Consider the following 22570-nt stretch of genomic DNA (forward strand, 5'->3'; position numbering starts at 1 on the left):
ACCATCCGAAAAGATGGTCTTTTTTGTTGCCAAACATCTAATAATATTTATTTTTTCCTTCATATTATTGTAATTTAGACTTTTTAAACACCATCTTTATATGCAACTTTCTCTTAAAATAATGCTTCCATTAATAGCAACTTCCATATTGTTGGTTTTTTGCAACAATAATAATTCAGAAAAATCGACGCGTAATCTTTCAAAAGATATTCAGAAATTACAAAAACACCCAAAATTTAATGCATACTGGTATCAAGGAAAGGCAGAAATTACCTCTTATAAACTATCTCAAAATAGATATGGAGAAATACATGAAGGAACAGCCGTAAACATCTACGTTACAGAAGACTTTCTGCCAGAAAAACAAGTAAAAGCAGACAACAGAAACGAAAACAATGTTCCTATTTTAAAATTGAATAGTACCAAAAAATACGTAACAGGCATTTATCCTTATGCTTTAATGACAAGTACCTTCTCTCCTATCGATACAAATCAACAAGCAATAAAAATTTCTTTTTCAGCACAAGAATGGTGTGGGAATACATTTGTGCAACTAAATAATAGAAATCAATTTGAGATTGATTTTCATTCTTATTTTGAAAGCAATGCAGACAGAGAATTGTCTCTTGAGAAAAATGTTTTAGAAAATGAACTTTGGAATCTATTGCGAATCAACCCAAAAAATTTACCTACTGGAAATTTAGAAATCATTCCATCTTTTGAATTTTTAGCGCTCAACCATCAAAAAATAAAAGCGTATAAAGCTGAAGTTTCTTTAAAAGAAAAAGATGATTTTATAGTGTATACTATAAATTATCCTGAGTTGAAAAGAATGTTAGTTATTAAAGTAACAAAAGAATTTCCTTTTACCATTGAAAGTTGGGAAGAAACTATAACGCAAAGAGGTAAAATATTGACGACCAAAGCAGCAAAAATAAACACCATACAATCTGCTTACTGGAGTAAAAATGGTGTTACAGATACCAAAGAACGTAAATTATTAGGATTGTAAAATCCTGTTTTAAATAAAAATCAAAATGAAAACCAAAGGCTTATTTATTTTTGCGATCACTTTATCAATGCTTAGTTGTGCTCCAAAAAAAATGGAAATCAATGAAGAAATGCTTTTAGAAAGTATTGAAATACTAGCTCATGATTCTTTAGAAGGCAGAGGATTCTCAAAACCTGGTAATTATAAAGCACAACAATTTATTGCCAATAAATTTGAAGAAATTGGTTTAGAAACTGTCATTGGAAATAAATTTATTCAAGAATTTCCATATACGTTTTCAGGAAAACGAAGACACAGCATGTTTCCTGTAAAAAATGCAAACGAAGATTTTTCTAATGTACAAGATACCACGGTTATTGGAGGAAATGTAGTTGGAAAAATTTCAGGAAAAATTAAAAATACCATTGTTATTACTGGTCATTTAGATCATTTAGGAATCAAGAATGGAAAAATTTATAATGGCGCAGATGATGACGCTTCAGGCACAGCCGCTTTATTTGCCATTGCTGAATACTTTCACAAAAAAAACCCAAAACACACCTTGGTTTTTGCTGCTGTAGATGCAGAAGAGATTGGTTCTTTGGGCGCAGATTATTTCTTGAAAAATGATCCTAAAAAAGATAACATTGTCTTAAATATTAATATGGATATGATTGCACATAATGATTCTCTACAATTGTATGCATCTGGCTTGTATCATTATCCACAGTTAAAAGAACCGTTAGAGAATATAAATTCGCCAATTACTTTACTTTTTGGTCATGATGACCCAAACAATAAAAAACAAGAGGATTGGACGTTTTCTTCAGATCACAGAATTTTTCACAAAGAGAAAATTCCGTTTATTTATTTTGGTGTAGAGGATCATAAAGATTATCACAAACCCACAGATACTTTTAAAAACATCAATCAATCTTTTTATATAGATGCTGTAAAATTGATTATTCAGGCTATTGAAAATTTTGATACTTCTTTATAGTAGAATTGCATACATTTAACTCATCAATATCATAACAAAAATCAAACTTTAAACCTATTTTTAAATATTTAATTCAATGAAAAACACCATTACAAAAGGCTTTATCTTATCAGGAATCTCAAATATTGTTGCTGTTTTACTACTATCAAGATTTTTTACCAACGAATTCATTCCAAAGTATGACAATGTAGTGATGTCTAATTTTGGGCTGCTCATGATTGTTGTTTGGGGGTTTGCTTATATTTCTGTAGCCAAAGATTATGCAAAAGTAAAATGGTTGGTTGCTGTTTTTGCTGTTGAAAAACTAATTTATGGTATTATTTGGATAATTTGGAGATTAGAAAATGATGTTTCGGCTATTTTTAACGAAGACATGATGGCTGGAATCTTTTATGCGATCTATGGTTTAAATGATCTTCTTTTCTTTTTATTCTTTACCTATGTTTTTGTAAAACTGTCTAAAAAATAAATTGAATTAAAGTAAAAAACAAAGAGCTAATCTCTTTTTTATCAGTACTTTTGCACGCAATTTGAAAATACAGAAATGAAGCGTATCAAAGAATATAAAAAACTTTTTAAAGTAGAAGGTCCAATTAACTTAAAGGAATTGAAAACTACCTATAGAGGTTTGGTAAAAGAATGGCATCCAGATAAATTTCAGGATGAAGAAAAAAAAGCGGAAGCAGAAACCGTAAGTACAAAAATTATAGATGGGTATCACTTTTTGGTAAGTATTGCTCCAGAAACTAAAGCAGCGAACTTAGAGGCTTATAAAACGACCATTACAGAGTTTCAAGTTGCAGATTGGCATCATAAAAGTATGTTGTTAGAAGTTACTTTTACGGATGGTAATACGTATGAATATTTTGGAGTTAGCAAAATTCTTTTTGGGAAATTTGTAAATGCAAAATCGATGAACAATTTCGGTAAAAGAAATATATTTAATTCTTTTACCTACAGAAAATCTAAAAAAGCTTCAGTAATGGCTTAATAATATTTTATTTTAAAAAGATTGAAAAATGTTGAAAATCAAAATTCTTATCAATCATTTTTATCTATCAAAATTTAGAACTAAAAAAAAGAGATTTCATTTCTGAAATCTCTTTTTAATATAATTTTACAATAGAAAACTATTCTAAAGCACCTAAATAACGTTCTGCATCTAAGGCTGCCATACAGCCTGTTCCTGCTGCAGTAACTGCCTGTCTGTATTCTTTATCTTGAATGTCACCAGCTGCAAAAACACCAGGCATGTTCGTCTTCGTAGTTTTTCCTTTGGTAATTAAATACCCAGTTTCGTCCATTTCTAAAACACCTTTAAACAATTCTGAGTTTGGTGTGTGACCAATGGCTATAAAAACACCAGTTACATCAATATTAAACTTTTCTTTGGTTAAATTATTAACAGCTCTTACACCTTCTACTACATTGGTTCCTAAAACCTCATCTACTTCAGTATTATACAATACTTCAATATTTTTAGTTTTATTAACTCTATGTTGCATTGCTTTTGATGCTTTCATATAATCCTTACGCACCAGAATAGTAACTTTCCTACATATATTTGCTAAATACGTAGCTTCTTCTGCAGCAGTATCTCCAGCTCCAACAACTACAACATCTTGTCCTTTGTAGAAGAAGCCATCACAGGTTGCACAAGCAGAAACACCTCCACCAATCAAGCGCATTTCGCTTTCTAAACCTAAATACTTTGCGGTTGCACCCGTAGAAATAATTACGGTAGCAGCTTCAATTTCTTTTGTTTCATCTACAATTACCTTGTGTTTGCCACCAATTTCTGGATTTAATTCTACTTTTGTAGCCAAACCAAAACGCACTTCTGTTCCAAAACGTTCTGCTTGTTTTTTTAAATCTTCCATCATTGCAGGACCATCTGTACCTTCTGCATAACCCGGAAAATTATCTACCTCTGTAGTGGTTGTTAATTGACCACCCATTTGCATTCCCGTATACATTATTGGTTTCATATCTGCTCTGGCTGCATAAATTGCAGCAGTATAACCTGCAGGACCAGAACCAATAATTAAACATTTTATTTTTTCGACATTTTCTGACATAATTGGTATTGAAAAATTAGATGACAAATCTAAATTTTTAGATTTATTTATACCGTCTTTTAGTATGAATAATTGTAATTAGTTAATAACAAAAATTTATAGATGTTTTTTAAAGATTTTTCTAGTTTTTGGAAATAGCTGCTACTTCTTTCTCTGTGATCATTTTAATGTTCTTATTTCCCCAAGAATTTCTGATATAATTCATCACATCTGCAACTTCATCATTCTCCAATCCTAAAGGAGACATTACTTGGTTATACTGTATATCGTTTACAACGATTTCTCCTTGCATTCCATATTTTATAGCTTTGATACTCTCAACTTCTTTTTCCATTAAATAATCTGAATTTGCTAAAGGCGGATACACCTTTGGAACTCCTTTTCCATTAGGCAAATGACAGGTTACACACATATCTAAATACACTTCTTTTCCTTTTTTTATACTTTCTGCTAATGGCGATTGTGTATGACTAATAACTTTTATTTTATTTTCTAACATTGCCACTGATTTTTCTTTTTTGTGATCACATGAAATGATAAGCAAACCAATAGCTAAAAAAACAATTTCTTTTTTCATCTTTACTTCGGATTTATTTTTACAATTCCTAAATTTTCGATTCCAGCATACAAATAGCCATCATTTCCTTGCTCAATCGAACGAACTCTTCCTATATTTTCTAAAATTTTTTCTTCTTTGATTACTTTTCCATCTTTTAACGTACAATTTGCAATGTATTTAAATTTTAAAGAACCAATAAAAACGTTTCCTTTCCACTTCGGATATGTATCAGAATTTACAAAAGCCATTCCGCTTGGCGCAATCGATGGATCCCAATAATGTAAAGGTTGCTCCATACCTTCTTTAGCAGTTATATCAGTAAAACTTGTGCCCGAATAATTGACTCCATAACTAATTACTGGCCAACCATAATTCTTTCCTCTGTGAATAATATTGATTTCATCGCCTCCCTTTGGGCCGTGTTCGTGCGTCCAGATTTCTCCTGTAAACGGATTGGTTTCCATGCCTTGCGGATTTCTATGTCCGTAACTAAAAATAGCTTTTTTTGCATTTTCTTGATTTACAAAAGGATTGTCCGCAGGAATTGTTCCGTCATCATTCAAACGATAAATTTTACCACAATCTCTAGTAATATCTTGCGGATTTTCATCTCTATTACCACGATCTCCAATACTAAAATAAATATGATTTGCTGCATCAAAAGCAATTCTAGAACCAAAATGTTGCCCTTTTCTACTGTTTGGTTCGGCTTTATACAACACTTTTTGATCAGAAAGTTGATGGTCTTTAAAAACGGCACGCATCAGCGAAGTATTTGCTCCTTTTTCTTCGCCTTCTGAGGATGCGTAGGTAAAATAAATAAAGTTGTTTGTTTTAAAATTTGGATGCAGTTCAATGTCCATCAAACCGCCTTGACCACGAACAGTAACTTCGGGCATTCCTGCAACCATGGTCTTTTTCCCGTCCTTATAGTGAATTAATTCTCCTGATTTTTCGGTAATTAAAATGGAATTATCGGGTAAAAACGTAAAACCCCAAGGGTTCTCTAGTGCTGGTACAATCAACTCGTAGTCTGAACTATCTTGAGCAATCACGGCACAAGAATAGTAGGAAATGATTACTAAAAAAAGGGATATATATTTCATGAATTTTTATTTATCAGTTTAAAAATACATCAAAAAATATAATTTATGCGAATTCCTGCATAAAAGTTTATAGGATTTCCAGGGTAATAATATCTTGGTGCATTGCCTCCAAAACTTGATGCATTTATTAGAATTTGAGAAGCATAGGCTTCATCAAAGATATTATTTACACCGAAAAAGGTGTTAAACTGTAGCTTTTTAGTAAGGTTTTTTCTATACCCAATCTTCAAATTGGTCACCTTATAGCTATCAGAAAAAAGAGAATTACTATCTGTAACGGGCATACTTCCTACATATTGAAAATTAATATTTCCGTAAAATCCAAGCATTGAATTGAAATCAATTCCAGCATTAAAAACATCTTTAGGTACACCTGTTAAATCGTTTCCAGAGAAATCATCGGTATCATCAATAAATTCTTTAAAGATAAAATTGTTACGTGTATAGTTTATAAATGTGTTTATTGTTACATTTTCTTTCTGCAACCATTTATAGTTGATTGCTAATTCTAATCCATCATGTTGTGTTTTACCCGCATTAATACCTACAAATTCATCTTGTGCTGTTCTTCTTGAAACTAGAAGATTCTTAATACTTAAACGGTAGATTGCTACATTGTATTGAAACTTATTATTGAAGAATTCGCCTCGTGAGCCAACTTCAAAGTTCCAGCCTGTTTCTGGTTTTAAACTGGTATTTATTTGTCCGTCTGGCAACAATGTTTCATTCAGAGAAATAGGCGAAAAGCCATGACTAACACTTGCAAAAACACTCATATCTTCTGAAAATAAATGAGATAACCCAAATTTAGGCGATACAATATTCTTAAATTTGAAGCTACCAGATTGATCTGGATTATCTGCTGAAACTTGAAACTGATCTTCTAAATCATAAGATGTTTCATTTATATTTAAACCTGCGGAAAATGTTGTTTTTTCTGAAAATTCATAATTAGTTTCAAAAAACAGGTTGTAATACTTCCTATTTTCTTTAAAGTTTGAGATTCGATCACCCTTAACACTTCCTATTCCTACAGGAGAATCTTCATGTAAATTTTCGAATGTTTCGTATTTGTAGCTGTCTTTAAAAAGTTCGCCACCAATAGTCCAGTTTAGTGTTTTACTGAATAGCTTCGTATTTCCTAAAAATCGACTTCTCATCCCAAAAGCAAAGATATTTTCTTTTAAAATATTAAAAGGTCTCGGTTCATAGGCATCTCTAAAAGAGCTAAAAATGCTTGTAACCAGTTTTAAACTAGTAGTATAATCATGATTCCACGTTGCACCAAAAACACCTCTTTTAGCATCTTCAAAACCTTGCGCTTGTTTCCAAGTAAAAGCTGCACTTTTTGGATTGTTTAAATATATTGCTTCATTAATAGAACTGGGAATAAATGCTTTTAAATCGACAAAACTTGCTAAAAATGAGACCTCGTCCTTTTCGCTTAAAAAGTGATTCGAATTAATGGTAAAAGTTTGCCTATCGTATTGGTTATTATCACGATAACCATCGCTATGTGTATTGCTATAAACTGCTCTAAAACTATTTTTAGAGGTTCCGTGATTCAAGTTTAGAATCTGCTTATTTAATCCAAAAGAGCCAATTAATAATTCTCCGTTGATACTAGACTGATTTAAAAAACCATTTTGTGGTGTGATGTGAATAACACCTCCAAGACCAGCTCCGTAAATACTTGATGCTGCTCCTTTAATAATTTCAAAACGTGAAATTGAAGCCAATTCAAAATCTTCTATGGTGGTTTCTCCGCTTCCGTTAGTTAGCGGAATATCTTTAAAGTAAGCTCTAATTTTAGAAGTCCCAAACAAGTTTCTAGCACCAATTCCTCTAATGGTAATTCGGTTTGTATTGAGCGCGCCGCTTTGCATAAAAACCCCTGATGCTCTATTTAATATTGGAGCAAAATCTGTATTATTTGAACGTTGTAGGTCTTCAGAAGAAATAATACTAATAGCAGCTGTAGCTTTTTTTAGTTTTTTAGGAATATGATTTGTGGTGATAATAACTTCATGTAATTCTGACGGATTTATCTCTAATTGAATAATATAAAATTGGTGATTTTTTAACTCAACAATCTTATCTATATAGCCTTTCCTTTTAAATAAGTAACTATCAGAATTTAAAACTTCGAAAGTACCATCTATATTGGAAGTAGTGTTTTCTTTAGAAGTTAAATTTATTATTTGAGTAATAGGTAATGGAGTTCCGTTATTACTATCTACTATTTTTCCTTTAATTTTTGATTGACAAAACCCTGTAAAAGTAATACTGAAAAAAATAAAAAAAAGTATTCGTGGTTGCACCATATTAGCTTAAAAAATGAATTGCTAAATTAGCACTTTTCAACAATATTTTTTTCAATTATAATTAGAAAACAAATAAAAAAAAGTATATTTGCAACCCGTTACAAATAAATATTTCGGGGTGTAGCGTAGCCCGGTCATCGCGCCTCGTTTGGGACGAGGAGGTCGCAGGTTCGAATCCTGCCACCCCGACTAAAATGAATACCAAAGAAAACTAAAACCTTGTAAATCGTATGATTTACAAGGTTTTATGGTTTTTGAGTTATCATAAGAATTGAATTAACATGGTTTAATTCGGTTCACAATTCGGTTCACAGTTTTAAAACACAAAAAGTGTGAACCGAATAGATACTTAAAATTCTGTAATTGAAATAGTTGATTTGACTTTCGTCTTGAATGAATGTTTAATTAAAGACGACAACTATGCAATCACAATCCACCTTCAGTTTATCATTTTGGGTAAACGCAACAAGAGCAAAAAACAACCAAGTTTCTGTTTATGGCAGAATAACTGTTAATGGCAAACGAGCAAATATCAGTTTAAAACGAAAAGTAGTTTTATCCGAATGGGATTCTAATAAAGGTAAAGCAAGAGGTAATAAACAAGAATCTCGATTACTCAACAGATATTTAGACCTGGTTAAAAACAGAATTTACGAAGCTCATGATGAACTAGTAAAAGAAAAAGTCTTTATCTGTGCTCAATCTATTAAAGCTCGTTTTTTAGGCGAAGACAACGAAGAGTATTCTTTATTAACATTAGTAGATTATCATAATACACAAATGAGCGAATCATTAAGTTATGGTACTTTAAAGAACTACTTCACTACTCAAAAATATATCAAGTTATTCTTAACAAAAAAAAGAAAAACTCAAGACGTGTATTTATCACAACTAACATTTCGTTTTTTGGTTGATTTTGAAAAGTTTTTACGTTCCCATGTTCCAGAGGACCATCAAAAGAAAATGGAAAATAATACAGTTATGAAGCATATCCAACGACTTCGAAAAATGGTAACATTAGCCTATAAAATGGAATGGATCGATAAAGATCCTTTCATAAAATTTAAACCAACCTATATCAAGAATGAGCGTGAGTTTTTAAGAGAAGATGAGCTGCAAGATATCATTGAAAAAGAATTTGAAATTGAAAGATTGAATCTAGTAAAGGATTTATTCATTTTCAGTTGTTATACAGGCTTATCATATATAGATGTAATGAATCTCAACGAAGATAATATTGCAATTGGTATTGATGGTGGGCGATGGATTATTACTAACAGACAAAAAACACATAACAAAGTAAAAATTCCAATACTATCAATTGCAGAAGAATTGATTAAAAAATACAAAGGACATATCAAAGCCAATAAAACTAAAACCTTGTTCCCAAATATTTCAAATCAAAAATTAAACGCCTACTTAAAGGAAATAGCAGATGTATGTGGTTTAAAAAAAAGTCTTACATTTCACATGGCTAGACATACTTTTGCAACGACAGTTACATTAAGTAATGGGGTTCCAATTGAAACAGTATCAAAATTACTAGGGCATTCAAAAATTGCAACAACACAAATTTATGCAAGGGTAATTGAAAGAAAAGTTAGTCAGGATATTGGATTGCTTAAGGCAAAATTGAATATAAAGAAAAGTACGATGAAAAAGATTAATTAATATGTTTATTGCCAAAATCGTTTAGAGTTTTTAAAAGGTTTCCTAACTCTTTTGCTTCTTCATGTATTTTATAAAACACCTTTGGAGGAAAGTCATTAAATTCTATTCGTTCAATAATATTATTTTCTTCTAGTTGTTTTAATTGTTCCAACAAAACTTTTTTAGAAACACGGGGAATACAGCGCCATAATTCAATAAACCGTATTTCTTTTTCATTGAATAGATGATGCAAAATCAGGGGTTTCCATTTACCCGAAAGTAAATCTAAACTTCGCTTTACTCCGCAATTTTCAAACTCCTTATAATTCATAATTGTTTTTTTTAAGTAGGTTACTTAAAGGTAAACCTCTTTAAGAATACATAACGTGTCACTAATTTAGTGAATATAAATTATTCATAAAAAACAAACACTATGGAAGTTCAATTATGGCGAAATGCAACAGTACTACTAGATATAAAAAACATAAAGTTTTTAATAGATCCTATGCTAGGGAAAAAATCTTCGTTTGGGATTTTTCCTTGGACTCAGGACAATAGACCGAATCCCTTAGTAGATTTACCGTTTGATACAAAAGAGTTAGACAATTATTTAGCAAGCATAGATGCGGTTGTAGTAACCCATCTTCATCCAGACCATTGGGATAAAGCGGCTATAGAGCGTTTAGATAAAAACCTGCCTATTATTTGCCCTATTGCTATTGCAGAAACGATTGCAAACTATGGCTTTAAAAATGTTATAGAGGTTTTTAGAAATTTAAATTTCAATGAAGTTACTATTTCTCTTACTTCTGGATTACACGGTAAGGGTGAAATAGAAGAAAAGATGGGGACTGTAAATGGCTTTATGTTTTCTTCTCAAGATGAACAAATATATTTTGCCGGAGATACTGTTTTATGTGAGGAAGTTATAAATACTTTAAAGCTTTATAAACCAGAAATAGTAGTTGTTGCGGGTGGGGCTGCAACTTTTGAAATTGGAGCCCCAGTAACTATGTCCGCTAATGAAATTGTTAAGATTTGTAAATTATTTCCAAAAACTCAAGTAGTCATTACACACTTAGAATCTATAAGTCCTTGCATAGAAAATAGAACAACTATATCAAAAATTATTAAGAGAGAGGGTGTCCATTTACAATGTGTTATTCCTAACGATGGAGAGGGTATTCAATTCTAATTAAAGATCGATTAAGCTATATTTTTTACAATATATTCCATAAGGGTAATATCCAAATTTCTGTGCTGGATTGGTAGATCTATTGTGTCACTTGTTTTATACTCTTCTATAACATTAAAATTAAATTTTTTATAAAACTCGATTATTGCTTTGTTTTTGGTCCAAGTATCAATTCTTATAGAGTTAAGATTACGGCTAATAGAATAATCGATAGCCCAGTTTAAAACTTTATTAAATTGATTTTGACCCTTAAAATTAGGGTTTACAACAACCCTATGTAAATATAGAGAAGTTCCTTTTTCTTTTTCTCGCCAAATAAGTGGGTCAGAAAACATTATACCAAATGCACATAGTATATTTGAGTCTTCAATAATTTTATAGTGTTTCCCCTCAATTATTTCATTTTTTAAATGATTAATATCAATAGCTTCCCATCCGAAGTAGTTATTTCTCTTTTGGTACTCTATTGCTTTTTTGTACATCCAAGAAATAGTATCTAAATCTTCAATTAAAGTTTGTTTAATGTGGTACATTTAAATTATTGAAATACTTAGACCATGGTCCTATTTGTTCTTTATATTGAAAGGCCATAACTCTTGAAATTTGGGAAAGATGAGACAAATCATGTACTGCCCATGTACTTATCTGCTGTACAAGAGTAACTTTTCCAAATTCTGGGTGGATAGCTTCTTTTAAAAAATCGTCATGTTTTAAGTTTTGCGATTTTAAAAAAATTAAACTTTCATTACGCATTTTTTTAAAGATTTCACATAATAATTCTATTGGTTGTTGGTTGTTAGATTTCTTAAGTCTCTCAAAGCGATGGTAAGTTTTATTTAAATCAGTAGAAAGAATAATTTTTATTCTTGGTATCCAATTTGTTTTTTCAGCTTCAATTAAATGTTCGACTATTTGATATGTAGACCAAGTGTTTATGCCTTCATTAAAATTTGTCCAGTTTGTACTTTTATTTTTCGTCAATGCAATTAAAATATCAGGTGTGCTTTCAATAATTTCAAGGCATTCATCCAGTTTAAAACTATTATTATTCATAAAATTTATTAATTTAAAAATTTATTAATCAATTTATTGGTTGAGAATATTTATTACCGAAGCTCATAACTTAAATATTCAATTGGGTTGTTGGGGAGGTTAATTTTTCCGTTAGTTTTAAAACCAAGTTTTAGAAGTAGTTTTTGTGAAGCTAAATTAATTGGAGTTGTGATTGCTTTAATAGACTTAATTTTAAAATCATTAAAGCAAATTGAAATTATTTTTTTTGAAGCTTCAAATGCAAAACCCATACTTTCAAACTCAGGTTTTAAGGCAAAACCAATATCAATACCATCTATGCCATCTCTATCATACAAGCCACAAGTTCCAATTTTTTTGTTGTCAATTTGTCTTATTAATGTGTAAGTACTAAAACCAAGTCTGTTTTGTTGTGAAATAATATGCTTTTCAATGTAATTTTCAGCGTCTTCTATGGTTTTTATTCCTTTATCGCCTATATACCTTATCCATGAAGGTGTGTTAAATAACTCAAAAATAAATTTACTATCCTTTTGGTTAGTAGGCCTCAGAATAAGTCTGTCAGTTTTATAAATATTATGTGAATTTTTCATAAGGAATATTATTTTTTGTTAAAAGTTTCAAATGCATCATAAACAGCAAGATGCAACGTATCACCATGATTCTGGTTTTCAAAATATTTAAAAGAAACGTCTAGGCTTGGGGTTTTGATTTGATAATTAAGCAATTTGCTATATAGTGAGTAAGCTAATTTTTCCATGACAGCCCCTTCTTTCCCAACCGCTATGTAAACTTTTTTTTCATTTAGAGAATCACAAAGTTCAACTTTTAAGAGAGACTCATTATCCCACCATAAACTCGGGCTTACAATAATGTAATTGTCAAAAAGATCAGGTTTCTTGAAAACAACTTCCGTTAATAATAAACCACCAAGTGATTGTCCTATAATGGTGCTAGTTGCTGAAGTTCTGTAAGTATCTTCAATAATTGGTTTTAGTTCGTTTTCAATAAAATCTATAAACCTTTCAGATCCTCCTGATGTAGAGAATTCAATCATATCTAATTCGTGTTTAGATGGAAATGTAAAGTCCCGTTTTCTATCAATATTTGAAATACCGACAACAATTGATTCAGGAATAATATTAATCCAAGAAAATGAGCAAAATTGCACTAAACCAGAAATGTGTATAAAATCTTCATTTAAAGATCCGTCAAGCAAGTAAATCACTGGATATTGTTTTGTGCTACTTGTGTTGTAGCTACTAGGTAGATATATGTTTAAGAGCCTTGTCTCATCTAAAATATTAGAGTGGATTTTCAATTGCTCACCTATAGTTAATTTGTCTTTATTGATTGTTTGACTATTAACAGTTATTAATCCAATAAAAAAAATAAGTATAAATATTTTAGTAGTCATAATATGAGTGTTTATTAAGGTGATATTTATGGGTGTATCATTCCATGACCAAAAAGATTATTCGGACATGTTTTAAGGCCATAATTTTTATAAAATGCTTCTTTATTGGGCATTACTATTGTACAAACAGTGGATAGCTTTGAAGTTTTTTTGTTTATATACATTATAATGTTTTCCATAATTAAACGGCCTATTTTTTTGCCTTGCATCAACGAAGGAACCATTACATCAGAAATGTAGAAATATAAAACCCCATCGCCTAAAACTCTTCCAAAGCCTATGAGTTGATTTGAACTGTATATAGAAATACTATATAAGCTATATTTAAGGCTTTGCTTTGATTTAACTTCAGAAACTTTACCGAAACCACATGCTTGTCTAAGTCTTGAGTAGTCATTAGGAGATGGTAAGCTATATTTTATAATATAATTTGACATATTGAGAAGACGGGGCTTTAAGAATTAATTGAGATTTAAAATATGGTCTATAATACTGTTAACATGAATTTCGGTAGTATCAAAAACAGGAAAGCTAAATCCTTCTTTTGGAATAATTAATGGCAATTCAGTACAGCCTAAAACAATACCATTAGCACCTTTTTTTATTAGATTATTAGATATATGTATTAATTTTTTTTTCGATGATTTATTTATAATTCCTTTACCCAATTCATTCTTTATAATATGCTGAATTTCGTCGATGTCTTCTCTTTTGCTTGGAATTAAAACCTCAATGCCATACCTTTTTAGAGTGTTCCTGTAAAAATTCATTCCCATGGTGTATTTAGTCCCTAAAAGACCAATTTTAGTGTAGTTTGAGGTGTTTATAAATTTCGCAGTGGCTTCAATAATATCAATAATAGGAGTTCTTAATTTTGAGCGTAGTTTCTCTAAATATAGGTGTGCAGTATTTGCACATAGAACGATGTAATCAATATTATTTTGCTCAAGTTTTATACAGGCATCTAGAATGATATCAAATGAGTTGATCCAACCTTTATTTTGAACATCATTAAAGTTTAATGAATATATAATACATTCCGCAGAGTTTAAACCGCCCATTCTTTCATTAATCCCCAAATTAAGTAATTCATAATATTTTAATGTAGAAGTCCAGCTTATTCCACCAACAAGACCAATTTTTTTTAAACGCATATTTTTGTAGTTTAGTTATTACTTATAATTTTTAATAATGTTGTTAATGGTTTTAAGAACTAGTGATTTATCAGAGCTTTTGTTAATCAATGAAGCTATTGCAATACCGTAAACACCTGCATCAAGAAGTGGTTTTATGTCGTTTATTTTAATACCACCAATGATTAGAATAGGAATATAACTAGTGAATGATTTTTTTAAAACTTCAGTCATTTTAGCTATTTCATCTAAAGAAAGAAATGTTTTAATCTCAGGTTTAGTGTGTGTGGGTTTAAATGTGCCAACACCAATATAATCAACGATACCGTTATTTTGGTGAAGCTTAGCTTCAGCCATGTTATATGCCGTAGCGCCAATAATTTTATTGGTACCTAGAAAGGCTCTAGCTGTTATATGATCAGCGTCTTCATTGCCTAAGTGAACACCATCAGCATTCAGTTCAGCTGCTATATCTAGGTGATCGTTAATGATGAAATTTACATTAAACTTTTTGCATATTTTTTGTGTTTCAAGAGCTATGTTATAAATCTCATTTTTATCCAAATGCTTTAGTCGTAGTTGTACTAATTCAACACCAGCTTTACAAGCTTCAAAAGCTAATTCTTGATGTGTTTTACCAGGAATATCTTGGGTAATATAATGTACTTTAGGAATGTAGTTCATATCTTAAAATTTAAGTGATTCCAAGTAAAGAATTACTACTTTGCATGTACTCTATAAGGTGTTCTTTAGCTTTTTTATAAGCTTCATCTAATTCTAAACCTATGGTTAAATTTGCCGCAATACCAGCAGAAAGTATACAGCCTGTACCATGTTTATCTAGCCCATTTAATCGTGTTTGTTTAAAAATAAATTTTTGTTTTTTCCACCATAATATGTCAATAACACTTCTAGAATTTTTTATTGCAGATTTGTATAAAACCGAAATAGAGTTAGGAAATGTATCTAACGAATGATTTTTACCCCATAACGAAATGTATTCATATTGGTTGGGTGTAACAATATCAATGCAGTTAATTACTTTATTTAAACTATAGGTATCATTATTTTTCCAAAAGTTAAAACCGCTAGTGCTTTTTATTATTGGATCCCATAAAACTTTAATATGCGGATTGTAAAACCGTAACAAATCTATTAACCAAATTAAGGTTTCTAAATTTTGTATAATACCTATCTTGGCAACAGATATCTTGTGTTTTTTAAATAAAATATCCACTTGTTTCTTTATTTCCATTCTAGATATCCATTTTACTTCTGTTATTTCAGTCTCATTTTGAGCAGTTATAGCACTTAAAATCCCAAAACCATAAACATTAAAGTGTTTAAAAGTCTTTATATCAGCTAATATGCCTGCGCCCGCTGAAGGGTCAAACCCAGCAATCGATAATACTTTTGGTTGCTTCATAAGTAAATTGATGATCCTTTTTTTGTGAATTCTTTAGCCTTTTTCTTTAAGCCTTCTTCAATCACTTCAGTTTCTGTAGCTGTTTTTTTATTGGCCAGTTCCCGTATCTCCTGTGTGATTTTCATCGAACAGAATTTAGGGCCGCACATACTACAGAAATGAGCAATCTTCGCCCCTTCTGCTGGTAAAGTCTCATCGTGATATTCACGAGCTCTATAGGGATCCAGTGAAAGATTGAATTGATCTTCCCATCGAAACTCGAACCTTGCTTTACTTAATGCATTATCCCTATATTGGGCAGATGGAAAACCTTTTGCCAAATCTGCTGCGTGGGCTGCTATTTTGTAGGCAATCAATCCATCCTTTACGTCTTCTTTATTTGGCAAGCCTAAATGTTCTTTAGGGGTTACATAACAAAGCATGGCAGTACCGAACCAACCAATCAAGGCAGCTCCAATAGCGCTGGTAATATGATCATATCCAGGAGCAATATCCGTAGTAAGTGGACCTAACGTGTAAAAAGGGGCTTCGTGAGTAAGTTCCAATTGCTTATCCACATTTTCTTTAATCAACTGCATAGGAACATGTCCTGGGCCTTCAATCATTACCTGAACATCATATTTCCAAGCGATTTTAGTGAGTTCTCCTAAGGTTTTCAATTCAGCAAACTGTGCTTTATCATTGGCATCTGCAATACTACCTGGGCGAAGACCATCACCCAATGAAATGGAAACATCGTATTTATTCAATATTTCGCATAGTTCAGAAAAATGGGTGTAAATAAAATTTTCTTTATGATGTGCCAAACACCATTTGGCCATGATGCTTCCACCTCGAGAAACAATACCTGTAAGTCGTGTGGCGGTAAGTGGAATATATTTTAATAGCACACCAGCATGCAATGTAACATAGTCCACGCCTTGTTCCGCATGTTCTATTAGGGTATCACGAAAAAGCTCCCAAGTTAACGCTTCGGGATTTCCATTGACTTTTTCCAACGCTTGATAAATAGGCACAGTACCCAATGGCACAGGGCAATTTCGTATAATCCATTCTCGTGTTTCGTGGATGTTCTCTCCTGTGGATAAATCCATAATGCAATCAGCTCCCCAACGACAAGCCCATACCGCTTTTTCAACTTCTTCTGCAATAGAAGATGTCACTACGGAGTTTCCGATATTAGCATTCACTTTAGTAAGGAAGTTACGTCCAATTATCATAGGTTCTAATTCAGGATGATTAATATTGGCAGGAATGATAGCACGACCTTTAGCCACTTCATCCCGAACAAATTCTGGAGTAATTTTTTGAGGAATATTTGCGCCCCAACTATTTCCAGAATGCTGCTTGTAATCATCCATCATTAGGCTTTCTCGTATTGCTATGTACTCCATTTCTGGAGTAACTATACCTTGTTTTGCATAATACATTTGGGTATGGGCCGATTTTATAGAGCGTTTCGGTTTTCGAATATTTGGAAATCGCAACGTATCCAAAGTAGTATCCTTTAAACGTATATTCCCATATTTAGAGGATGGTTGTGAAAGTTCTATGAGATTCTTGTCTTTTGCCAACCACTCCCTAACATCGGCAAGCCCTTGAGTTAAATCAATAGTTGCTTTTGGATCCGTATATGGACCACTGGTATCATAAAGGAATACTTCTGGATTTGTGGTATTTTTTTCTGTCCCATTTATGGTCGTTTTATCTTGCTTTACGCCTCTAAAAGGAATTTTTAAGCCTATATCAGTAACTACATAGTGTTTTTTCGAATTGGGAAAAGGTTCTCTTGAAATATGTTGTTTATAATCGCCTGAAACCGTATCTTTTTTGTCCATTTGTTTTTTTAACAAAAGTCATTAAATCACTATAAGTAAGATAGTACAAGTTGGACATTAGACTAAAATGTCCAACTTATACTATTAAAAATAGTGTGTTTTAACGTAATTTGTTGTTTATGTAAAATCAAAAAATATAATGGCTATATATATAATTGGAGCAGGAGCAATTGGTAAAGCATTGGCTGTTTGCTTAACAAGACATGGTAGAGACGTTCATCTTATTCGCGGACGTGTTGATGATGGTAGTTCGTATAGTGAAAAAATAACATTGAAACTTAAATCAGGGCAAGAGTTGACAACGGATATAAGGTTCAATTCTTTGCGTAACTTCACTGACTTAAATAATGGTCTGGTTGTATTAACCAATAAATCTTTTGGTAATAAGGATCTTGCTAAAAAGTTAAAAAGCAAAGCTGTTAATTCTCCAATAGTTATCTTGCAGAATGGTTTAGGTATAGAAAGATCATTTATCGAGCATGATTTTCAAGAGATTTATAGATGCGTACTTTTTGCAACTAGTCAAAATATTTCAAAAAATGAAGTAAGTTATAAACCTGTAGCGGAATCTCCCATTGGTATAATCAGGCAAAATAATACAGTTTTAGACACAATTGTAAAAGAAATAGATACACCAGAATTTAGATTTATTGCTGAAAAAAAAATCGATAAAACAATATGGAAAAAGGTGATTGCAAATTGTGTGTTTAATTCCATATGTCCTTTATTGGATGTGGATAATGGGATTTTCCATAGAAATACTGAAGTCTTTTCCCTAGCGAGGAAAATTATTAAAGAATGTGTGCTCATAGCAAATAAACAGGGAATTGAGTTAGAAGTTAAAGAGGTTGAAGAACAGGTGATTTCCATCAGTCAAATGTCAGACGGTCAGTTTATTTCCACATTACAGGACATTCAGAATAAAAGGGAAACAGAAATAGACACCCTAAATTTTGAGATCTTTAGGTTAGCGAAAAAAATGAATTTAGAAGCACAAGTAAAAGAAACCAAGTTGTTGGGCGAGTTAGTGAAACTTAAATCAGAATTAAGCAGATAAATAATGTACCAAGTTTATGCACCACCAAAGCATTTAAATCATTTGATTAGATATTATTGGTTACTTGATTTAAATAAAAAAGAACACCACGTAAAGGAGTATATTTTTGCATATCCTTATGTAAACTGGGTATTTACGCTTGGTACACCCTATACAGTTAAAGATAAACAGAAAGGAATTCTAGTAATCAAAGATACCCGAATTCTAGGACCAAGAACTAATTTTGCAGAATATGTACACCCCGAAGGTAATATAGCATTTGGCGTTACATTTCAATTTGGAAGTACGCGACCTCTTTTTAGGGAAGACACAAATACATTAACTAACAAAATCATATTACAAGATGACATCTTACCTAATTACAATTGGCTGACACCTTTTTTTGAAGATGTACAATTAGATGTTTTTATGAACGCATTTAGTAATCAAATGGAAAAAAATTCCAGTGAACGTGATAGTAAAGGACAGCTATTATGGAGGCAATTTATAGCACTTATAACCCAAGGAGCTAATTACGCAACATCATCTAGCCAAATGGCAAAAGCACTTAAAATTACACAAAGGCACTTGCAAAGAATAACCATGCAGTTTTCAGGCTTATCACCTAAACAAGTGCAGTCAATGATGCGATGTAGGTTAGCTATAAAGCATATTAGCAAAACTGGATTTACACCAGACTTTTTTCACTATGGTTTTTATGATCAAAATCATTTTATTAAAGAGGTGAAAAAATGGTCAGGACACACCCCAAAAGCACTTTTATCCTTACTAAACTAAATATTTATTCAAAATTAAATTAGTTATTTTAAAGAGAGACCTGGTTTCTTTTTAAAGGTTTGTGTCTAATGATGTAAAAGAGTGGTTTGATAGACTGTAGTTTTTAAACTGTTTGAAAATCAAATTAATATCAAAAGAATTGAACCAAAACATAAAGTCCCAAATTAAAAACGTACTTACAACCTACAAAGAAAATATTCTAATAATAGAAAAATCCGATTTATCTGTAGTAGTAAATTCTTCAAAAGGCATCCAAATATCTAGAGATTGCTTGCAGCAATTGCGTTTGATAGTAAGGGATAACCAATTTAATTCCATTCAAGAAGAAATAGATTTTTTTAAGGAACAAAAACCTTTTGTATATGGTAGGCTAAAGTTTTTTGTGAAAATTCATAAAAGTGTTCTAGAAAGACCCAAAACATCTATTGAAAGGCAGCGAAAATACATAAATGAACAGTTAGATGAAATAGATAGACGAAGGAAATCATATCTTGACTTTGAAAAATATTATTTACAAAAAGAAAGTAAACTAGATAAGTATTACTTTGTTAGAGGAAGGGATTCTTATGAACTTATTTCCGATACATCTCATTATTATACAGATCCCGAATTTTCTACAAGTCATGATAATATAGTCGCTAGAATTATTGCCTCCGAGCTATTAATAAACCACTATAATTCTGAACTTAATTATTTGAGAAGAAAAGAACTTCAGCCTTTAAAAACAAGCCCTACTATAAGTCCATTAGAAAATTTGTCATGGACAGCAAGTAAAACAGATCTGGTAGAGCTTATATATGCATTGCAGGCATCTGGAGCCATTCAAAATGGAAATGTAGAAATTAAATTAATGGCAACGATTTGCGAAAAGATGTTTTCAATAAACTTAGGTAATTTTTATAGAACATATTTAGAGATAAGAGAACGTAAAATGGATAGGAGTCGTTTTCTTAAGCATCTTAAAGATAGTCTTAATCAAAAGATGGAAAACGATGATCAACAATACTGATTGTTTTGTTAAAATATTTCCCAACCCATTCCCAACTTGGGAATAAACCTCATCAATTCACTTCATATTTGCCAAACGAAAGTCAAATCAAGACAAAAGAAACCTTTTGTCGCAGTCCCCACGAAAGTGGGGATCTTTTGATTTTAACTTATTAATCTAAAATCGTTTACTATGGCAGCAACAATTATTACTACAGAAGATCTTCGTGAATTTAAAGAAGAATTACTAGAAGACATCAAAGCAATTATGAACCATCAATCAGGTTTTGCACCCAAAAAGTGGCTCAAGTCACCAGAAGTTAGAGACCTATTGAGCATCTCACCAGGAACATTACAAAATCTTCGAATTAACGGAACATTACCCTATACCAAAGTTGGAGGTGTTATCTATTACGACTACGAAGAAATCTTAAAAGTAATGGAAGAAAACCGCATTCATAATAAGTTCTAGTTCCAACGAAAGTGGGAATCTCATAAATATAAACTAAAACGTACTTCGAGTGATTTTGTCTCACAAAATTGTATCGAGAAGTCAACTTATGCAAAAAGTAAATTACATACTACACCTTAAAGGTGTATTTATTCAATTCTCTAAAGACAACCGTTTAAACCCAACACACATAAGTCTATATGTGGCATTATTTCAAATTTGGAATAACAACCGATTTTTAGAAGAATTCTATATCAATCGCGAAGAAGTGATGAGTTTTTCAAAGATAGGTTCTAAATCAACATATCATAAATGTATCAAAGAGTTGAACCATTGGAAATATATCATTTATTATCCATCACATAATCCATTCAAGGGGAGTAAAATTAAGATGTTCAATTTTGAGACAAGCTCTAAACAAGTAGAGGACTCATACAGTCCTAAAAATGGACAAGCACTGGTATCTATTAATAAACATATACAAACAAATAAAAACATTAATAAACTTGACCAGCCAAAAAATGAAATAGAAGTCATTAATTTTTTTAAAAAAGAAAATTGGCCAATAATTGAAGCTCAAAAATTCTACAATCATTATCAAGGTATTGGATGGAAAGTAGGTGGTAAAACAAAAATTGTCAATTGGCAAGCAACAGCTCGTAATTGGATGCTTAAATCTAAAGAAATTAAAAGTAAAGAAACACCAAGTGCAGTTAGCCAAAATCAAGACAACCTCAAGACTAGCAAAAATAAAAATTACAATGAACCTCTCTAACCGTCATTGCGAGGAGTAAAATGACGCGGCAATCTCATCAAAAGAACTATGAACACCCAACCACCACATATCATTATTGAAAAAGGCGTAGAGTACCACCTAGGCACACTCCAAGGCGACACCATCCAATACGACTTCCAAAAGATCCTAATCTATCTGGATCATAAAGGCAAAATGTTGTTCGGTAAAAACTTTAAGATTTATGAAGAAGATGAGGTGGTGCTTTACAAATTATGTATTTATTTTATTAGAGATTTTGAAGCATGCAAAAAGTTAGAGATAGATCCGAACAAAGGCATTTTATTATCAGGACCTGTAGGTTGTGGTAAGACCAGTTTAATGAAACTGTTAAGGTATGTTGTACCACACCATAAACCTTACGAACTAATTCCAGCAAGAAATATTACGTTTACTTTCAATAACATTGGGTATAAAATAATTGAAGAATATGGCAATAGTAGTTTTTATTGCTTTGATGATTTAGGTGTAGAAACAACAGGTCGTCATTTTGGTAAAGATTGTAACGTAATGGGCGAAATTCTTTTATCTCGTTATGATTTATTTATAAAAACTTGTCACCCGGAGCACAGTCGAGGGGTCAAAACTCACGCAACAACAAATCTAAATGCTCAAGAATTAGAAGATAGATATGGTAATCGTGTACGCTCTCGCATGAGACAACTCTTTAATTTAATAGCTTTTGATAAGGAAAGTGTAGATAAGAGAAATTAATTACATCAAAATAAATTAATCTTTGGCAAATATTATGTAATT

At 31.5% G+C, this 22570-nt stretch carries 26 protein-coding genes and 1 tRNA gene; 13 read left to right on the forward strand and 14 right to left on the reverse strand.

Going from position 1 to position 22570, the window contains the following annotated elements:
- The first annotated feature begins 121 nt into the window (after positions 1-121).
- From Q0998_RS15250 to Q0998_RS15265, 4 genes are all read left to right on the forward strand, one after another.
- A complete protein-coding gene (locus Q0998_RS15250; RefSeq protein ID WP_299671321.1) occupies positions 122-1012 on the forward strand; it encodes a septum formation inhibitor Maf in 891 nt (296 codons plus the stop codon).
- A gap of 25 nt (positions 1013-1037) precedes the next feature.
- Positions 1038-1991 (forward strand): M20/M25/M40 family metallo-hydrolase, encoded by a 954-nt coding sequence (locus tag Q0998_RS15255; RefSeq protein ID WP_299671323.1) that lies wholly within the window; start codon positions 1038-1040, stop codon positions 1989-1991.
- 76 nt (positions 1992-2067) lie between these two features.
- A complete protein-coding gene (locus Q0998_RS15260; protein ID WP_299671325.1) occupies positions 2068-2460 on the forward strand; it encodes a hypothetical protein in 393 nt (130 codons plus the stop codon).
- 75 nt (positions 2461-2535) lie between these two features.
- Complete coding sequence (locus tag Q0998_RS15265; RefSeq protein WP_299671327.1) at positions 2536-2982, forward strand: KTSC domain-containing protein; 447 nt, start codon at positions 2536-2538, stop codon at positions 2980-2982.
- Positions 2983-3121: 139 nt separating this feature from the next.
- On the opposite strand, the gene trxB is transcribed toward Q0998_RS15265, so the two are convergent.
- The 4 genes from trxB to Q0998_RS15285 all read right to left on the reverse strand — a co-directional run bounded on the left by trxB (position 3122) and on the right by Q0998_RS15285 (position 8058).
- Positions 3122-4069, reverse strand: a complete 948-nt coding sequence (gene trxB, locus Q0998_RS15270) for a thioredoxin-disulfide reductase (RefSeq protein WP_299671329.1) — start codon at positions 4067-4069, stop codon at positions 3122-3124.
- Between the two features lie 121 nt (positions 4070-4190).
- Entirely contained in the window at positions 4191-4646 is a 456-nt protein-coding gene (locus Q0998_RS15275) for a cytochrome c (protein WP_299671332.1), read from the reverse strand.
- 2 nt (positions 4647-4648) lie between these two features.
- Entirely contained in the window at positions 4649-5734 is a 1086-nt protein-coding gene (locus Q0998_RS15280; protein WP_299671335.1) for a PQQ-dependent sugar dehydrogenase, read from the reverse strand.
- A gap of 29 nt (positions 5735-5763) precedes the next feature.
- Positions 5764-8058: a TonB-dependent receptor gene (locus Q0998_RS15285; protein ID WP_299671337.1), complete on the reverse strand. Its 2295-nt coding sequence runs from the start codon at positions 8056-8058 to the stop codon at positions 5764-5766.
- 114 nt (positions 8059-8172) lie between these two features.
- Between Q0998_RS15285 and Q0998_RS15290 the strand changes: the two genes are divergently transcribed.
- Both Q0998_RS15290 and Q0998_RS15295 read left to right on the forward strand, forming a co-directional pair.
- Positions 8173-8247, forward strand: a tRNA-Pro gene (locus Q0998_RS15290).
- A gap of 231 nt (positions 8248-8478) precedes the next feature.
- The gene (locus Q0998_RS15295; RefSeq protein ID WP_299671340.1) at positions 8479-9729 is read left to right on the forward strand and encodes a site-specific integrase; all 1251 of its coding nucleotides are present in this window, start codon (positions 8479-8481) and stop codon (positions 9727-9729) included.
- Here the strand turns inward: Q0998_RS15295 and Q0998_RS15300 are convergent.
- A complete protein-coding gene (locus Q0998_RS15300; RefSeq protein WP_299671342.1) occupies positions 9722-10039 on the reverse strand; it encodes a helix-turn-helix domain-containing protein in 318 nt (105 codons plus the stop codon). The genes Q0998_RS15295 and Q0998_RS15300 overlap by 8 nt on opposite strands.
- 102 nt (positions 10040-10141) lie before the next feature.
- Here Q0998_RS15300 and Q0998_RS15305 point away from each other — a divergent pair, with 102 nt between their 5' ends.
- Positions 10142-10903, forward strand: coding sequence for an MBL fold metallo-hydrolase (locus tag Q0998_RS15305; protein WP_299671345.1), 762 nt, complete (start codon positions 10142-10144; stop codon positions 10901-10903).
- 11 nt (positions 10904-10914) lie between these two features.
- Here Q0998_RS15305 and Q0998_RS15310 read toward each other — a convergent pair whose 3' ends face one another.
- The 9 genes from Q0998_RS15310 to thiC are packed head-to-tail and all read right to left on the reverse strand — an operon-like array spanning position 10915 to position 17749.
- Positions 10915-11436 (reverse strand): N-acetyltransferase, encoded by a 522-nt coding sequence (locus Q0998_RS15310; protein WP_299671347.1) that lies wholly within the window; start codon positions 11434-11436, stop codon positions 10915-10917.
- Positions 11423-11956, reverse strand: a complete 534-nt coding sequence (locus Q0998_RS15315; protein ID WP_299671350.1) for a DinB family protein — start codon at positions 11954-11956, stop codon at positions 11423-11425. The genes Q0998_RS15310 and Q0998_RS15315 overlap by 14 nt, the downstream gene beginning before the upstream one ends.
- A 53-nt stretch (positions 11957-12009) precedes the next feature.
- Entirely contained in the window at positions 12010-12528 is a 519-nt protein-coding gene (locus Q0998_RS15320) for a GNAT family N-acetyltransferase (protein ID WP_299671353.1), read from the reverse strand.
- A gap of 8 nt (positions 12529-12536) precedes the next feature.
- Positions 12537-13352 carry an alpha/beta hydrolase-fold protein gene (locus Q0998_RS15325; protein ID WP_299671356.1) on the reverse strand — a complete coding sequence of 272 codons (816 nt, stop codon included), beginning with the start codon at positions 13350-13352 and terminating at the stop codon, positions 12537-12539.
- Positions 13353-13378: 26 nt separating this feature from the next.
- The gene (locus tag Q0998_RS15330; protein ID WP_299671358.1) at positions 13379-13789 is read right to left on the reverse strand and encodes a GNAT family N-acetyltransferase; all 411 of its coding nucleotides are present in this window, start codon (positions 13787-13789) and stop codon (positions 13379-13381) included.
- 24 nt (positions 13790-13813) lie between these two features.
- A complete protein-coding gene (locus Q0998_RS15335) occupies positions 13814-14506 on the reverse strand; it encodes an amino acid racemase (RefSeq protein WP_299671360.1) in 693 nt (230 codons plus the stop codon).
- An 18-nt stretch (positions 14507-14524) separates the two neighbouring features.
- The gene (thiE, locus tag Q0998_RS15340; protein WP_299671361.1) at positions 14525-15169 is read right to left on the reverse strand and encodes a thiamine phosphate synthase; all 645 of its coding nucleotides are present in this window, start codon (positions 15167-15169) and stop codon (positions 14525-14527) included.
- Positions 15170-15179: 10 nt separating this feature from the next.
- Positions 15180-15911, reverse strand: a complete 732-nt coding sequence (locus Q0998_RS15345) for a hydroxymethylpyrimidine/phosphomethylpyrimidine kinase (protein WP_299671363.1) — start codon at positions 15909-15911, stop codon at positions 15180-15182.
- Complete coding sequence (thiC, locus tag Q0998_RS15350) at positions 15908-17749, reverse strand: phosphomethylpyrimidine synthase ThiC (RefSeq protein WP_299671366.1); 1842 nt, start codon at positions 17747-17749, stop codon at positions 15908-15910. The genes Q0998_RS15345 and thiC overlap by 4 nt, the downstream gene beginning before the upstream one ends.
- A gap of 139 nt (positions 17750-17888) precedes the next feature.
- On the opposite strand from thiC, the gene Q0998_RS15355 reads away from it, so the two are divergent.
- The 6 genes from Q0998_RS15355 to Q0998_RS15380 all read left to right on the forward strand — a co-directional run bounded on the left by Q0998_RS15355 (position 17889) and on the right by Q0998_RS15380 (position 22528).
- Positions 17889-18806: a ketopantoate reductase family protein gene (locus Q0998_RS15355; protein WP_299671368.1), complete on the forward strand. Its 918-nt coding sequence runs from the start codon at positions 17889-17891 to the stop codon at positions 18804-18806.
- A 3-nt stretch (positions 18807-18809) separates the two neighbouring features.
- Positions 18810-19583 (forward strand): AraC family transcriptional regulator, encoded by a 774-nt coding sequence (locus Q0998_RS15360; protein WP_299671371.1) that lies wholly within the window; start codon positions 18810-18812, stop codon positions 19581-19583.
- A 112-nt stretch (positions 19584-19695) separates the two neighbouring features.
- The gene (locus Q0998_RS15365; RefSeq protein ID WP_299671373.1) at positions 19696-20592 is read left to right on the forward strand and encodes an RteC domain-containing protein; all 897 of its coding nucleotides are present in this window, start codon (positions 19696-19698) and stop codon (positions 20590-20592) included.
- Positions 20593-20763: 171 nt separating this feature from the next.
- Positions 20764-21042, forward strand: a complete 279-nt coding sequence (locus Q0998_RS15370; protein ID WP_299671376.1) for a helix-turn-helix domain-containing protein — start codon at positions 20764-20766, stop codon at positions 21040-21042.
- An 88-nt stretch (positions 21043-21130) separates the two neighbouring features.
- Positions 21131-21796: a hypothetical protein gene (locus tag Q0998_RS15375; protein WP_299671378.1), complete on the forward strand. Its 666-nt coding sequence runs from the start codon at positions 21131-21133 to the stop codon at positions 21794-21796.
- Positions 21797-21844: 48 nt separating this feature from the next.
- Positions 21845-22528, forward strand: a complete 684-nt coding sequence (locus Q0998_RS15380) for an ATPase (protein ID WP_299671381.1) — start codon at positions 21845-21847, stop codon at positions 22526-22528.
- The last annotated feature ends 42 nt before the right edge of the window (positions 22529-22570 follow it).

This window comes from uncultured Polaribacter sp. (genome assembly GCF_947501385.1).
GTDB lineage: Bacteria > Bacteroidota > Bacteroidia > Flavobacteriales > Flavobacteriaceae > Polaribacter.

What these genes read in the sequence shown, in the direction of transcription:
- Q0998_RS15250 (WP_299671321.1), top strand. Translation starts at nt 122, where the DNA reads ATGCTTCCATTAATAGCAACTTCCATATTGTTGGTTTTTTGCAACAAT.
- Q0998_RS15255 (WP_299671323.1), top strand. Translation starts at nt 1,038, where the DNA reads ATGAAAACCAAAGGCTTATTTATTTTTGCGATCACTTTATCAATGCTT.
- Q0998_RS15260 (WP_299671325.1), top strand. Translation starts at nt 2,068, where the DNA reads ATGAAAAACACCATTACAAAAGGCTTTATCTTATCAGGAATCTCAAAT.
- Q0998_RS15265 (WP_299671327.1), top strand. Translation starts at nt 2,536, where the DNA reads ATGAAGCGTATCAAAGAATATAAAAAACTTTTTAAAGTAGAAGGTCCA.
- trxB (WP_299671329.1), bottom strand. Translation starts at nt 4,069, where the DNA reads ATGTCAGAAAATGTCGAAAAAATAAAATGTTTAATTATTGGTTCTGGT.
- Q0998_RS15275 (WP_299671332.1), bottom strand. Translation starts at nt 4,646, where the DNA reads ATGAAAAAAGAAATTGTTTTTTTAGCTATTGGTTTGCTTATCATTTCA.
- Q0998_RS15280 (WP_299671335.1), bottom strand. Translation starts at nt 5,734, where the DNA reads ATGAAATATATATCCCTTTTTTTAGTAATCATTTCCTACTATTCTTGT.
- Q0998_RS15285 (WP_299671337.1), bottom strand. Translation starts at nt 8,058, where the DNA reads ATGGTGCAACCACGAATACTTTTTTTTATTTTTTTCAGTATTACTTTT.
- Q0998_RS15295 (WP_299671340.1), top strand. Translation starts at nt 8,479, where the DNA reads ATGCAATCACAATCCACCTTCAGTTTATCATTTTGGGTAAACGCAACA.
- Q0998_RS15300 (WP_299671342.1), bottom strand. Translation starts at nt 10,039, where the DNA reads ATGAATTATAAGGAGTTTGAAAATTGCGGAGTAAAGCGAAGTTTAGAT.
- Q0998_RS15305 (WP_299671345.1), top strand. Translation starts at nt 10,142, where the DNA reads ATGGAAGTTCAATTATGGCGAAATGCAACAGTACTACTAGATATAAAA.
- Q0998_RS15310 (WP_299671347.1), bottom strand. Translation starts at nt 11,436, where the DNA reads ATGTACCACATTAAACAAACTTTAATTGAAGATTTAGATACTATTTCT.
- Q0998_RS15315 (WP_299671350.1), bottom strand. Translation starts at nt 11,956, where the DNA reads ATGAATAATAATAGTTTTAAACTGGATGAATGCCTTGAAATTATTGAA.
- Q0998_RS15320 (WP_299671353.1), bottom strand. Translation starts at nt 12,528, where the DNA reads ATGAAAAATTCACATAATATTTATAAAACTGACAGACTTATTCTGAGG.
- Q0998_RS15325 (WP_299671356.1), bottom strand. Translation starts at nt 13,352, where the DNA reads ATGACTACTAAAATATTTATACTTATTTTTTTTATTGGATTAATAACT.
- Q0998_RS15330 (WP_299671358.1), bottom strand. Translation starts at nt 13,789, where the DNA reads ATGTCAAATTATATTATAAAATATAGCTTACCATCTCCTAATGACTAC.
- Q0998_RS15335 (WP_299671360.1), bottom strand. Translation starts at nt 14,506, where the DNA reads ATGCGTTTAAAAAAAATTGGTCTTGTTGGTGGAATAAGCTGGACTTCT.
- thiE (WP_299671361.1), bottom strand. Translation starts at nt 15,169, where the DNA reads ATGAACTACATTCCTAAAGTACATTATATTACCCAAGATATTCCTGGT.
- Q0998_RS15345 (WP_299671363.1), bottom strand. Translation starts at nt 15,911, where the DNA reads ATGAAGCAACCAAAAGTATTATCGATTGCTGGGTTTGACCCTTCAGCG.
- thiC (WP_299671366.1), bottom strand. Translation starts at nt 17,749, where the DNA reads ATGGACAAAAAAGATACGGTTTCAGGCGATTATAAACAACATATTTCA.
- Q0998_RS15355 (WP_299671368.1), top strand. Translation starts at nt 17,889, where the DNA reads ATGGCTATATATATAATTGGAGCAGGAGCAATTGGTAAAGCATTGGCT.
- Q0998_RS15360 (WP_299671371.1), top strand. Translation starts at nt 18,810, where the DNA reads ATGTACCAAGTTTATGCACCACCAAAGCATTTAAATCATTTGATTAGA.
- Q0998_RS15370 (WP_299671376.1), top strand. Translation starts at nt 20,764, where the DNA reads ATGGCAGCAACAATTATTACTACAGAAGATCTTCGTGAATTTAAAGAA.
- Q0998_RS15375 (WP_299671378.1), top strand. Translation starts at nt 21,131, where the DNA reads ATGCAAAAAGTAAATTACATACTACACCTTAAAGGTGTATTTATTCAA.
- Q0998_RS15380 (WP_299671381.1), top strand. Translation starts at nt 21,845, where the DNA reads ATGAACACCCAACCACCACATATCATTATTGAAAAAGGCGTAGAGTAC.